Genomic DNA, 13,863 nt, shown 5'->3' with positions numbered 1-13,863 from the left:
TGAAGTTGTTTGCAATATTGAAGCGTTACCAAAAGGTGTCTCGCCGTTTAGCTCGAGCAATAACGTTTTGTGGCATGCGCTGTTCAAGGCCGTTTCTCAATACAGTTATGCGCTTATGCTGCCGCTTATCTGCTGTGACAGAGTTATATAACCAACGATACGCATCTTCGTAATCGAGTGGACTGCCATAATCACGTAAAAGCAACTCGGCCAGATGAATACGCGCGTTTAGGTTTCCCATTGACGCAGCTTCTCGCAAATATGGAATTGCACGTTCTTTATCTTGCTGTACTAAAGTGCCACGCGAATAGTATCGGCCAATCTGCTCTAGTGCAGCTGGTAACCCCTGATGCGCTGCATTTTCGATGTAGTAAAGACCCAGTTCGACATCTTGCTCGACACACACACCCCAAGCCAACATATCTCCGTACAGAAATTCATAAGCGGGTAAGTTAATTCGAGTCGCACGAGCTACGATATCCTCCACCAGCTGGCAGTTATCAGCGCGCACACGTTGTAAGTGCTTATTTTGCTCAATAAGCTTTATCAGCTCTGCTTCGGTATAGATCGGAACTGGTGCCCCCACATAAGCAACATTGGCTTTCACTGTGGTAGCAACCAAGGTCAACAACAGTGAAGCAGCCACTGTTCGTAACTTCATAAACGTACCCTTAAGGTATCTAAGAAACCAAAGATCGGTGAAGGATCTCCTCTGCTTGATAACCTTATCGGCAAAAAACAGCTAAGCTTTAGACAATTTTTGCCTCTGATTTAGGCTCAGCGGCAAAAGCTTGCCATATGAGAGTCACGCTGTTTTTGTTCAGATACAAAAAAGCCGACCAGAAGGTCGGCTTTTGCAATCTTTAACGGCTATCAATTAAGCTTCGAATGGGTGAACTTTGATGATAGTTTCGTTACGGTCAGGACCTGTAGAGATGATGTCTACTGGAACGCCAGTTAGCTCTTCAATACGCTTGATGTAGTCAAGAGCGGCTTGTGGTAGAGCATCTAGTGACTTAGCACCAAATGTGTTCTCAGACCAACCAGGCATTGTTTCGTAGATTGGCGTTGCTTTTTCGAATGCTTCAGCAGCCATCGGAGAAACTTCTAGCACGGAGCCATCTTCCATCTTGTAACCAGTACAGATTTTTAGCTCTTCTAGACCATCTAGTACGTCTAGTTTAGTTAGACAGAAACCAGATACAGAGTTGATTTGGATTGCACGACGCATAGCAACAGCATCGAACCAACCTGTACGACGTAGACGACCAGTTGTCGCACCGAACTCGTGGCCAACTTCACCTAAGTGCTTACCAATTGGATCTTGCTTATCTAAACCGTCGTATAGTTCAGTCGGGAATGGACCAGCACCAACGCGAGTACAGTACGCTTTTGCGATACCCAAGATGTAACCGATGTGACGAGGACCAAAACCAGAACCTGCAGCAACACCACCAGCAGTCGTGTTAGAAGACGTTACGTACGGGTAAGTACCGTGGTCGATATCAAGTAGTGTACCTTGTGCACCTTCGAACATGATCTTGTCGCCGCGCTTACGTGCTGCGTCTAGTTCGTCAGTTACGTCGATAACCATTGACGTTAGTAGTTCAGCGTAGCCTTTAGCTTGCTCAAGTACTTCTTCGTAGCTTACTGGTTCCGCTTTGTAGAAGTTAACTAGTTGGAAGTTATGGAACTCCATGACTTCTTTTAGCTTCTCTGCGAAAGTCGCCATATCGAATAGGTCGCCAACGCGTAGACCACGACGAGCAACTTTATCTTCGTATGCTGGACCGATACCACGACCAGTAGTACCGATAGCTTTTTTACCGCGAGCGATTTCGCGAGCTTGGTCCATTGCAACGTGGTAAGGAAGAATTAGCGGACATGCTTCAGAAATGAAAAGACGCTCGCGTACTGGAATACCGCGCTCTTCAAGAGGCTTCATTTCTTTAAGTAGAGCTTCAGGTGATAGTACAACACCGTTACCGATAACACATTTTACGTTATCGCGAAGGATACCTGATGGAATTAAGTGAAGAACGGTTTTTTCACCGTCAATTACGAGAGTGTGACCTGCGTTGTGACCGCCTTGGTAGCGTACCACGTATTTTGCATCTTCAGTTAAAAGGTCTACGATTTTACCTTTACCTTCGTCACCCCATTGGGTGCCTAGAACGACTACGTTATTTCCCATCTTTCCAAGTCTGATTGCTAGTTAAAAATGGATTCTAGCACCGAATCACGCTTCTTGCAGTCATTTTTTGTTCACAGAGTTGCTACCAGAATGTCATCTTGCCGCTTTGTTCATTTTGAAATCAGCATATCACTGATAGTATTTAGCTTTCTCTATTCGACTGGAAAGCGCTATGTCTGAATCCATATGGTTGGCGATTGGGCTCGTCTTGATCGTGGAAGGCATTGGGCCACTGATTGCTCCTAACGGTTGGCGGAATATGGTGGCTCAATTAAGTGAACAACCCAACAATCAGCTACGACGCATCGGTGGCTGCCTAGTAGTTGCTGGAGCCGTCATCGCCATCATGATGAGCTAGCACTTAGCATCAGATACAAAAAAGGCTCCCTAAGGAGCCTTTTATTTCAATGAGACGCGGAGATTATTTCTCCATGCTGCCCTTCGACTGGTTCATGTATTGGAAGAACTCACTCTTCGGATCAAGCACCAGAATATCGCTCTTAGAGCTGAAGGACTTCTCATACGCACGTAGCGAACGTAGGAAGCTAAAGAACTCAGGGTCTTTGTTGTATGCTTCAGCATAAATCTTCGCAGCTTCAGCATCCGCCTCACCTCGTGTCACACGCGCAGTTTTATCAGCTTCAGCTAGAATAGTTGCTACTTCTAGTTCTGCTTGAGCACGAATAACTTCCGCTTTTTCACGACCTTGAGAACGGTGCTTACGAGCAACGGACTCACGCTCCGCACGCATACGACGGTAGATAGACTCACTGATTTCATCAGGCAGGTTGATTTTCTTCATTCGGAAATCAACGACACGAACACCCAAGTCTTTCATTGCGCTTTCACGCGTGTCTTTCAATACTTCAGACATGATTAGGTCGCGTTCACCATCAATCTCAAGCGCCTCACGAGCCGCTTCAGTTGCGACAACATCGGCACTTGCGTCTTCTGGTAGCACATCATCGTTACGTGGACCAGATACGATCTGTTTGATTTCACGAGCACCGATTTCAGAACGAAGCACGTCCGTCACTTTACGCTCAAGTAGTGCCTCTGCCGTTAGCGAGTTACCACCGCCTGTCGCGAGGTAGTAGCGACCAAAATCTTCAATACGCCACTTCACGTAGGTATCAATGATAACGTCTTTTTTCTCAGACGTTACGAAACGGTCTGCACGACCATCCATTGTTTGGATACGTGCATCAAGTTGTTTCACACGGTCAAACAAAGGCATCTTGAAATGCAGACCAGGCTCGTAAATTCGAGTGATGTCGTTATTGTCTTTCAAGACACGACCAAATCGAACCACGATACCGCGCTCACCTTCAGGAATCACAAACAAAGACATCAACATTAATGCCAGTGCGATTACCAGTACAGGGATCATTAACTTACGCATTCTTAGTATCTCCCTTGACGTGAACCTGTTGAACGAGACTGCGTGTTCGAAGTGTCTTCTTGTGTACGATCAGACTCAAGTTGAATTTGATCATAAGTTGAAGATGACTTCGATTTACGTTTGGTATCTGCTTTGCCCTCTTGTCCCGCCAACTTATCGATTGGAAGGTAAAGAAGATTGCCGCTTGATTCCGAGTCAATCAACACTTTCGAAGTGCTTGAGTACACCTCTTCCATTGCGTCAATGTACAGACGATCACGCGTTACACCAGGCGCTGCTTGGTATTCTGGTAGTAGTTTTTCGAACTGTGCTACCTGACCAAGAGCCTCGTTAGTGACACGCTCATTGTAACCTTGTGCTTCTTTCTTCAAACGCTCTGCACGACCCGTTGCCTTAGGCAAGATTTCGTTCTTGTATGCTTCAGCTTCACGAATGAAACGCTCTTCATCCTCACGTGCTGCGATTGCATCATCAAACGCATCTTTCACTTGCTCTGGTGGACGAGCAGACTGGAAGTTCACATCAACAAGTACCAGACCCATATCATAGCTATCAATGATTTGGTTCAGTGTTTCTTGCGTAGTTTGACGAATTTGCTGACGACCACTGGTTAGAATGCTATCCATCAATGAGTCACCAATTACTGCACGTAGTGCAGAATCCGTTGCTTGACGCAAGCTGTCGTCTGCATTGGTTACACGGTACAAGTATTTGTATGGGTCAGTCACTCGGTACTGAACATCCATCGCAACTGTTACAACGTTTTCATCTTTGGTCAGCATTAGACCAGATGCACGTAGTGAACGAATCGCTTGTACGTTTACCGCTTCGTACTCATCAATAAAGCGAGGACGCCAGTTAAGACCTGGGTCTACGATACGATCGTATTTACCTAAACGCAGTACAACACCACGCTCTGCTTCACCGATGGTGTAAAAACCAGCGAAGAACCAAACTGCAACAGCAATCAGAGCAATCACGCCAAAGCCAATTGCACTACCACCACCGCCGCCGATTGGAGAACCACCGCCGCCTTTTTTACCAAACTTGCCGCCCAGCTTTTGACTCAGTTTGTTGAACACTTCATCTAAATCTGGCGGACCTTGATCTCGGCCACCAGGACGCTGGCCACCACGATTATTATTACCCCAAGGGTCATTATCGCGGCCATTGTTGCCGTTGTTATTTCCAGGCTCATTCCACGCCATTAGAAAGCTCCATCATTTGATATGACGTTATACTGTAGCAGTCCTTTAAGTGACTATAAAGCCAGTCAAAACTGCCCCTTCTCTTTTTTCAAGTCTAGACCAATCTACTTGCTGCATTCGAATATCGATCAACAAGTTACCATCCTGGTCATATTCCTCACGTTGAATACACTTCATTTGGAAGAAGGTACTACGGAATCGTCCTTGATACTGTGGAGGAATTCGCAACTGATGCTCGACCATTTGTGACGCCAGACGTTCCGTCAGAGCCTCAAACAGGACATCAATGCCCAACCCATCCATTGCTGAAACCCAAACTGCGCGAGGTACGCCTTCCTCGTCTCGTTCTATACGTGGTTTCTGCGAATCTAGATTGTCGATTTTGTTCATGACAACCAGAGTCGGCACTTCATGCGCGTCGATCTCTTCTAGTACTTCATGAACAGCTTGAATATTCTCACGAAAACGCTCATCACTGGCATCAACAACATGTAACAAAATGTCAGCTTCTTGCGTTTCCTGCAAGGTTGCCTTGAAGGCCGCAACCAAGTCGTGTGGCAAATGTCGAATAAAACCAACCGTGTCTGCCAAGATGGCAGGACCAACATCTGCTAACTCTATCTTACGTAAAGTCGGGTCCAAAGTAGCAAATAATTGATCAGCCGCGTACACGCCAGCTTCTGTAATACGGTTGAAGAGTGTCGACTTACCCGCGTTGGTGTAACCCACAAGTGAAACCGTTGGGATTTCAGCTCGATTTCGGGCGCGGCGCCCTTGTTCACGCTGCTTCGCTACTTTGTCTAAGCGTCGCAGGATGGCTTTGATTCTGTCACGCAATAAGCGACGGTCGGTTTCCAGCTGGGTTTCACCCGGGCCACGTAAACCGATACCACCTTTCTGCCTTTCAAGGTGTGTCCAACCACGAATCAAACGAGTAGAGATATGACGAAGTTGAGCCAGCTCTACCTGTAACTTACCTTCGTGTGTTCGAGCTCGTTGAGCAAAGATATCGAGAATAAGACCAGTGCGGTCGAGAACTCGACATTGGCACAGTGCTTCGAGGTTACGTTCTTGGGCAGGAGAGAGGGCGTGATTAAAAATCACAATTTCGGCACCAGTTGATTGTACCGCTGTAGCAATCTCTTGGGCCTTACCCTCTCCGACATAGTATTTCGGGTGTGGGGATTGACGACTACCAGTTACCACTTGTAGCGCCTCTACCCCAGCAGAAGAAACCAGCATTTCGAACTCAGCCAGATCTTCCCATTCACCTTCTTGCGTGAAGTTGATATGAACAAGTACGGCTCGCTCACCGGATTCATAACGGTCAAACAAGCAATCAACTCCTTATTTTAAAAATACTCGATGAAGAATTAATCTTCTGATTTCTCTTGTGGACGCTCACCTTGTGGACGTTCACCGCTGTGATGGCTCACTGGACGAGCCGGCACAACTGTTGAGATCGCGTGCTTGTACACCATTTGGTTAACAGTATTCTTCAGCAGGATCACAAATTGATCGAATGATTCGATCTGACCTTGTAGTTTAATACCATTCACAAGGTAGATAGATACCGGGATACGCTCACGACGTAGCGCGTTTAGAAATGGGTCTTGTAGAGATTGCCCCTTAGCCATTTTTATTTTCCTTATTTAATTTGTAGTTGTAATTATTTAGCTAGTGGTGCAATGCAAAAGATACGGCTTTTGCATCTGAGCTAAACGAATCAAAAATGCACTCTAAGTAATTAGCAGCATAGTATAAAAACTGCCAACAACAGATCCTTTGAGAGTGCGTTCACGCAAAAACGATCACATTATACACAGCTATGTCAATCAGATGCTATTGCTTCCGACATCGTTTCTAATGCCTGTTCAATGTTCTCGCTATCCAACCAAGTTAAATCATCCCAGCTGCGTAACCAGGTGATTTGACGCTTGGCCAATTGACGAGTCGCGCATACGCCACGAAATACCGCTTCGTCACGTGTACACTCCCCATCTAAATACTCCCACATCTGTCGGTAACCGACGCATCGTATGGAAGGAAGATCGGGGTGAAGATCTTTTCGCGAATGTAACGCTTTCATTTCTTCTTCAAAGCCCGCTTCCATCATCTTCTCGAAACGGAGTTCAATCCGACGGTGAAGTTCTGCCCTATCCTTGGGAGCTATTGCAAACTGCTTGACTCGGTATGGTAGGCTTTCACCTTTCGTTTGAGTCAATTCAGTCAAAGTTTTACCTGAAATGCGAAAAACTTCCAATGCCCGAGATAAACGTTGGGGATCATTGGGATGGATTCTCGCGGCTGACACAGGATCAACCTCTTTGAGTTCATCGTGCAACACTGACCAACCTTTAGTCAATGCCTCTTGTTCAATTTGCTGACGAATTTCAGGATTTGCAGCAGGAAGTGGTGATAAACCTTCAAGTAACGCCTTGTAATACAGCATTGTTCCACCCACAAGAAGTGGAATTTTTCCTTCTGCAACAATATCATCCATCGCTTTCAATGCATCTCGACGAAAGTCGGCGACAGAGTAAGATTCACTTGGATCCAAAATATCTATCAAGCGATGAGGCGCCAAACTTAACTCTTTTTCATCCGGTTTCGCCGTACCGATATCCATCCCTTTGTAGATCAAAGCAGAATCAACACTGATGATCTCAATCGGAAATTTTTGACGAAGACGAATCGCCAACTCAGTTTTGCCTGATGCAGTTGGCCCCATTAAAAATAGCGCCAAAGGTAGTTTATCTGTCATGGTTTTAATTTGGCTATCGTGGCAGAGAAATCAACAGCGGATACGAATTTTGTATCTTCTAATGGCAATTGACCATGTCTTAGCTGTTCAAGTTCCGCAATAATTTGAATGGCTTCAGAAAAAGTATAGTGACTCTTCACTGTCGTGACCTGTAATGCGAGCCAATCTATCAACTCAGACAGCATCTGAGCCGCTGCTATACCTTCGTTCACACAAGATTGCGCGTAAGATAACAGATCTGGTACTAAATTTTGTAAGTTTTGTTGACGCAGCGGAGCTGGGACGCCCATCACCATTAAGGCGTGCTCGTTTCTCGCTTTCAATTGAATACCAAGCAATGCCAAATCTTGTTGATAATCTTGGGCCAGTCTCACTAATTCGGCCTCTAACTTAATAGATAGAGGAACAAGCAGAGGTTGTGCCTTGAGTGCACCATCGCTTGGAGAAAGCTGGCCTTTTACACGATAAAATTCTGCTCTAGGTAACGAGACTAACGCCGCCCCACTGTCACTGCTCATCAAAACAAATTGTTCATCAACCACCATCAGCGCTTTGCCTAATGCAGTAATCGATGGCATTGATGTGTGCGAAGTTATCGTTTGGGGCGCTATTGGAGTGACTGCCTGAGCCTCAAACTCTGGCGTTTTCAACAGCTCGTGATAAGCGCGTACTTCTTGTTTAGTTGGAGCTGGTTCTACGTGGCGCTCTTTACTGTGACTTGGCTTTGGTGCAGGTTTGGATTCCACCCAATCATTACGTTTGAATGACTCCACTACGCGCGCCTCTCGCACGGAGGTTTCACTAGGACCGCTATTACGAGGCTTCACTTCATAATCACTGCGTCCAGGATAAGCCGGTGTACTCTCTATCGCTTGATAAACCCGCTCTGGTACTGGTGAAGATGCTGGCTCTTGTACTTTTTCAGGCTCTGGCGAATGCTCAATCTCTTCGGACTCAGTCGGTTCCACGCGATGAAATGCCGATTCATTCACCTGTGGTTTATCAATCACGGCGCTTTGCGCAAGTGCATCCGTCAAAGCTTGATAGATGAAATCATGCACCAAACGAGCTTGGTGGAAACGCACTTCATGCTTAGCAGGGTGAACATTAACATCTACTTGGTGCGGATCTAGCTCAATAAAGAGCACATACGCAGCAAACTGATCTGGCTTTAAGCTCATTTCATAGCTTTGACGAATCGCGTGATTGATTAATTTGTCACGCATCATTCGGCCATTCACATAGCAATATTGTAAATCGCTTTGCTGCCTTGCTCCCTCTGGCGTGGTAATCCACCCATGTAGCTTTAACCCTTGATGCTCAAGCTCGATTCTGAGCATATGCCGCACAAACGCATTACCGCAGACAGCAGCAATACGCTTTTCGGTTTGAAGCTGATTTTTCGCCGCGCGATATTGACGGATGATCTTGCCGTTATGACGCACATTGATGGTGACATCAAAGCGACTTAACGCAATACGTTTCAATAACTCATCAATATGAGCAAATTCGGTTTTCTCCGTACGAAGAAACTTGCGACGCGCTGGAGTATTAAAAAATAAGTCCAACACCTCAACGGTAGTGCCAATCGGGTGCGCTGCTGGCTTAAGCTTCACCTGCATATCACGCCCTTCGGAGTAGGCACTCCAGGCTTCTTCTTGTGCCGCAGGACGCGACGTGAGCGTCAAACGCGAGACTGAGCTAATACTGGCTAACGCTTCACCGCGAAAACCTAGACTCATAATGGCTTCGAGATCATCTAAGGTATGTATCTTAGATGTCGCATGACGACTGAGCGCTAAGCCGAGTTCATCTTTCGCGATACCTTTTCCGTTATCACGAACACGAATCAGCTTTGCGCCTCCTTTCTCGATATCGATATCGATTCGAGTTGCGCCAGAATCAAGACTATTTTCAACCAGTTCTTTAATCACAGAAGCAGGTCTTTCGACCACTTCCCCTGCGGCGATTTGGTTTGCAAGTCTGGCTGGCAAAATTTTAATCGTCATAATGAGTTAGAAGCTCACCTACTTGTTTGGAATGATCAGGACTTGCCCAACCGCTAGCTGATCAGAGCGTAAGTTATTCGCTTTACGAATGCTCGATACGCTAACGCCGTATTTGGACGCTATTTTGCCAAGGAACTCACCCCGAGAAACCTTGTGCTTACGAATCGGTTTATCTTTTACCGCGACCGTTATCTTCAACTTTTGCCCTACCCACAAGGTATCTGACTTCAAGTTATTCTCTCGGCGGATATCTGAAACCTTCACTTTATAGTGATTCGCAATCTTACCTAAGAACTCACCAGACTTAACCTTGTGCGTAATGGTTTCTGTCTCAACAGTAATCGGTTTACTTGGCACTTTAATCGTACCAGCAGAAGGAATGTTGAGCTTCTGACCAATTGCCAAGCCTGTCGACTTCAAGTTGTTTGCCGACATCAGCGCTTTAGAGCTAAGCCCATATTTGTTCGCGATCACCGATAATGACTCGCCACGCTTTACAATATGTACCATTGGCTTCGCTGAAGGCGAGAACACCGTACCCTCTGGTGGGTTATCTTTTAAGTACTTGACGACCGCCTTAGTGATAGCCTGAGCTAACTTATCTTGGTGCGCTCGTTGAAACAGTAAACGCTCTTCTGTTGGGTTAGAAATAAAGCCCGTTTCCACTAGCACAGACGGAATCTGTGGAGAGCGTAAAACCGCAAGGCTGGTGTTGATCGGTTTGGTGTTATGCAGGTGCGCAACACGTCCCATCTCACCTAGGATTTCTGTTGCCAGCTTATAGCCTTCTTTTTGTGAATGACTAAACTGCAAGTCCAACAAAGTTTGGTTCACGTTACGATCTTTTGTCTTCGTGAAGAACGCATTACCCGAGCCGCCCAATAACTCAGACTGTTTCTCATGGTTCTCGACCCAACGAGCAATTTCGGTATTTGCACGACGAGTATTTAGTACGAAGACCGATCCACCGCGAGGCTTCGGTGAAGTAAACGCATCTGCGTGAATGGAAATCAGCAAGTGCGCATCATTTTCACGAGCAATCGCGACACGACGATTTAAGTTTACAAAATAATCTCCCGTACGAGTCATGCGCGTTTTAATACCAGGAGTCGCATCGAGCTGAGCAGCAATTTTTCTTGAGATACTCAATACCGCATCTTTCTCGTACTTACGACGTGAAGGGCCAATAGAGCCAGGGTCTTCCCCACCGTGACCAGGGTCGATAACAATTAACACTTCTTGAGCTCGTTGAACTGAACTCATGTCTTTGCTGGCCGCCGCTGGCTTACTCGGTTTAGAGGTCGATGCCTTCTTACCGTGCGGTAAATCAATCACCAAGCGGTGACCATACTGCCCACCTGGTGTTGGGCTTAATTTAAATAATTCCGCTTGAACGCTCTTTTTTAGTTCAAACACCAAACGATAAGTGCCCTTCTCTGGAGGCGAGCTTTTTCGTACCAGTTTTAAAACAGGGCTATCCGTAACAGTAACAGGCAGTTTGGCCTGCATCGTCGTGCTTTTTAAATCCACGACAAGGCGATCCGGCCCTGATAAAGAGAAATAGGAATAGTCAGCTTCCGAGCCTAAATCGATGACAACACGCGTTTCATCAGGTGAAGGCCAAACTCGAAAACTCTTAACGACGTTAGCAAATGCTAAATTGGGGATGAGAAGGAGAAAAGTGGCGACAAACGTCGCCACTACTCTAAAATTTGAAAAACTCAACATAGCTCCAATCGACTGAGTAACTGCACACCATAATCATTATTAGCTGTTAGTTCGGCTACACGTTGCTCACCTTGGTAGCGAATGTTTACATCAAGATCCGGTTGTGGCAGTAAGCCATGCCCTTTTTCAGGCCATTCAACCAAGCAAATCGCATCGTCTGTGAAATAGTCTCGAATCCCCATAAACTCAAGCTCTTCAGGATCCGCAAGACGATAAAGGTCGAAGTGATATACTTGCCACTGATCCAACTGGTACGGTTCGACTAGAGTATAAGTTGGACTTTTCACGTTACCTTGATGACCAAGAGCACGGACAAAACCACGACTAAAGGTTGTTTTACCTGCACCCAAATCACCATGCAGATAAATTGTGGTTTGCTGGGAACAAAGCTGAGCCAAAGCGGTGCCTAGTGCAACCGTTTCATGCTCATCTTTTAAATTGAATTGTTTCGTGCTCATTGATGCTTCTCTAACTAATGATCGTTGACTATATAAAAATCAAAAGAACAGGAATAGTAAACCGTGTTGGTTTTGAGAGACAAGCTTTCAAATGTCATATGTGCGAAAAAAGTATCCAATAAACGGTATCTTAATCATCTTAGTATCGACCTAGATTTAGAATATATGCAAATGACTTCAATAAGCAGTATTCACAACATCAAAAACGTACCTAACTGGGTAGCACCAAAGCCAGAGATCCGTTAAGATCCGCCCCCCTTTATTCCGGTGGTTAACATGAACTACGAACAACTCGCACAACAAATCAAAGTTTGGGGAAAAGAACTCGGCTTCCAAAAAGTTGGGATCTGCGACGTTGATCTGAGTGAACATGAAGCAGCACTACAAAAATGGCTTGATGCAGGCTATCACGGCTCAATGGATTGGATGGCTCGTCACGGTATGATGCGTGCTAGACCCCATGAGCTACTCCCGGGAACCGTTCGTGTTATCAGCGTCCGGATGGACTATCTGCCACCAGAGGCTCAATTCGCTTCAAACCTCGCGAATAAAAGTCATGCCTATATTAGCCGCTACGCACTAGGGCGTGATTATCACAAGCTCGTCAGAAAGCAGCTAAATAAACTCGGCAAACTTATTGAACAAGAGGTTGGTCAATATGGTTACCGACCTTTCGTTGATTCCGCACCAATATTAGAGCGACCTCTCGCCCAAAAAGCGGGCTTAGGTTGGACCGGGAAACATTCCCTGATTTTAGATCAAGACTGTGGATCGTGGTTCTTTTTAGGTGAACTACTTATCGACTTACCACTACCCGTAGATGAGCCAAGCGTTGATCAGTGCGGTAAATGCAAAGCATGCATTACATCATGCCCAACACAAGCCATCGTTGAAGACAAAGTTGTCGATGCCAGGCGTTGTATCTCTTATCTCACCATCGAGTTCGATGGCGTGATTCCTGAAGAGTTTCGAAAGCCAATGGGTAACCGCATTTATGGTTGTGACGACTGTCAATTGGTTTGCCCATGGAACCGCTACGCCGACATAACGGAGCAAGATGATTTCCACCGTCGTGACAGTTTCAAAAACCCTGACCTCGTCGACATGTTTAACTGGGATGAAGCGACTTTTCTAAAAAATATGGAAGGCTCCGCTATCCGTCGTATTGGTCATATACAGTGGCTACGTAACATCGCTGTCGCACTTGGTAATGCAGAATATAGTCAGCGAATCATAGATGCGCTGGAAAGTCGGCAAGGTGAAAATAAATTACTTGATGAGCACATTAAATGGGCTTTGACAGAGCAACTGAATCAACTCCCCACTGAGAGTAATTCATCTATAGAGACGAAAAAGCAACGCTTAATAAGGATAGTCGAGAAGGGACTGCCGAGAGACGCATAGAGCGTAGTCTATATGCAAGAGATTGAAAGTACTTTTGCATGTTCAATTCATGACCTTGTTCTCAATTTTGTAATGTGGAAAAAAATTTGAGATTCAAGAAAAACAAGCTAGCAGAAAAAAGTTAAACACAGCTCGGAGAAATGACTAGGATCAAAAAAATACCAGTTAATGATCGTATTTTAACGTACTCGATCCGACAAAAAACTTATTTTTTCTTTGTATAACAAAGAGTTAATTGATATTTCTTTGTTGTTTCCACTTCACTTTAGAGAAAAGATCTTTCTTCCCCATCATAAAAAGTCAAGCTAAAAACACTTTATCAACCAACTTATCCACAGAACGACGTATGTGGATAACTCTGTTAATTAAAGTAGATAAAACACGCGAAGCCTCATCATACTTGTACGTCAGCCGATTCATATCGTGTTTTAAACACAAACGAAATCGTCCGACATCATATGATGCGGATAAAAGTTTAGCTTTTGGGGATTCATGCTTCGCAGCATTATGAAAAGAGCGATGTGATTGGTTGCGAGAAGCAGGCGTTGAATCAAGCGGCGCATCCGTAGACGACTTAACAATTGTATACTAAATAAGTACTCAATCTATCGTCTTGTATTTGGTTGCGGGGGCCGGATTTGAACCGACGACCTTCGGGTTATGAGCCCGACGAGCTACCAAGCTGCTCCACCCCGC

General features: G+C 45.5%; 12 protein-coding genes. 2 read left to right on the top strand and 10 right to left on the bottom strand.

The window, feature by feature from the left end; genetic code table 11:
- Window positions 1–25: 25 nt before the first annotated feature.
- Window positions 26–661: a flagellar protein MotX gene (motX, locus tag R7O12_RS16990; protein ID WP_318126157.1), complete on the bottom strand. Its 636-nt coding sequence runs from the start codon at window positions 659–661 to the stop codon at window positions 26–28.
- 216 nt (window positions 662–877) lie between these two features.
- The gene (locus R7O12_RS16985; RefSeq protein ID WP_005381385.1) at window positions 878–2,194 is read right to left on the bottom strand and encodes an adenylosuccinate synthase; all 1,317 of its coding nucleotides are present in this window, start codon (window positions 2,192–2,194) and stop codon (window positions 878–880) included.
- Window positions 2,195–2,366: 172 nt separating this feature from the next.
- On the opposite strand from R7O12_RS16985, the gene R7O12_RS16980 reads away from it, so the two are divergent.
- Entirely contained in the window at window positions 2,367–2,552 is a 186-nt protein-coding gene (locus R7O12_RS16980; RefSeq protein WP_005381383.1) for a DUF2065 domain-containing protein, read from the top strand.
- A 63-nt stretch (window positions 2,553–2,615) separates the two neighbouring features.
- Here R7O12_RS16980 and hflC read toward each other — a convergent pair whose 3' ends face one another.
- The 8 genes from hflC to tsaE form a co-directional block, all read right to left on the bottom strand.
- On the bottom strand, window positions 2,616–3,596 hold the full coding sequence (gene hflC / locus R7O12_RS16975) for a protease modulator HflC (protein WP_005381382.1): 981 nt from the start codon (window positions 3,594–3,596) through the stop codon (window positions 2,616–2,618).
- Between the two features lie 2 nt (window positions 3,597–3,598).
- Window positions 3,599–4,804, bottom strand: a complete 1,206-nt coding sequence (gene hflK / locus R7O12_RS16970) for an FtsH protease activity modulator HflK (protein ID WP_017633728.1) — start codon at window positions 4,802–4,804, stop codon at window positions 3,599–3,601.
- A 45-nt stretch (window positions 4,805–4,849) separates the two neighbouring features.
- Entirely contained in the window at window positions 4,850–6,139 is a 1,290-nt protein-coding gene (gene hflX, locus R7O12_RS16965; protein ID WP_005381380.1) for a ribosome rescue GTPase HflX, read from the bottom strand.
- Window positions 6,140–6,177: 38 nt separating this feature from the next.
- A complete protein-coding gene (gene hfq, locus R7O12_RS16960; RefSeq protein WP_005381379.1) occupies window positions 6,178–6,441 on the bottom strand; it encodes an RNA chaperone Hfq in 264 nt (87 codons plus the stop codon).
- A 194-nt stretch (window positions 6,442–6,635) separates the two neighbouring features.
- Window positions 6,636–7,568, bottom strand: coding sequence for a tRNA (adenosine(37)-N6)-dimethylallyltransferase MiaA (gene miaA, locus R7O12_RS16955; RefSeq protein ID WP_005381378.1), 933 nt, complete (start codon window positions 7,566–7,568; stop codon window positions 6,636–6,638).
- Window positions 7,565–9,577 (bottom strand): DNA mismatch repair endonuclease MutL, encoded by a 2,013-nt coding sequence (mutL, locus tag R7O12_RS16950; protein ID WP_262598091.1) that lies wholly within the window; start codon window positions 9,575–9,577, stop codon window positions 7,565–7,567. Before mutL ends, miaA begins: the two co-directional genes overlap by 4 nt.
- 18 nt (window positions 9,578–9,595) lie before the next feature.
- Window positions 9,596–11,305 (bottom strand): N-acetylmuramoyl-L-alanine amidase, encoded by a 1,710-nt coding sequence (locus R7O12_RS16945; protein WP_005381374.1) that lies wholly within the window; start codon window positions 11,303–11,305, stop codon window positions 9,596–9,598.
- Complete coding sequence (gene tsaE, locus R7O12_RS16940) at window positions 11,299–11,763, bottom strand: tRNA (adenosine(37)-N6)-threonylcarbamoyltransferase complex ATPase subunit type 1 TsaE (protein ID WP_005381372.1); 465 nt, start codon at window positions 11,761–11,763, stop codon at window positions 11,299–11,301. The genes R7O12_RS16945 and tsaE overlap by 7 nt, the downstream gene beginning before the upstream one ends.
- A 276-nt stretch (window positions 11,764–12,039) precedes the next feature.
- Between tsaE and queG the strand changes: the two genes are divergently transcribed.
- Window positions 12,040–13,167 (top strand): tRNA epoxyqueuosine(34) reductase QueG, encoded by a 1,128-nt coding sequence (gene queG / locus R7O12_RS16935; RefSeq protein WP_005381370.1) that lies wholly within the window; start codon window positions 12,040–12,042, stop codon window positions 13,165–13,167.
- Window positions 13,168–13,863: the final 696 nt, after the last annotated feature.

It is taken from the genome of Vibrio sp. Vb1574, assembly GCF_033338675.1.
The sequence above is the reverse complement of the archived record's forward strand: the minus strand, read 5'-3'. Positions and strand labels throughout refer to the sequence as shown.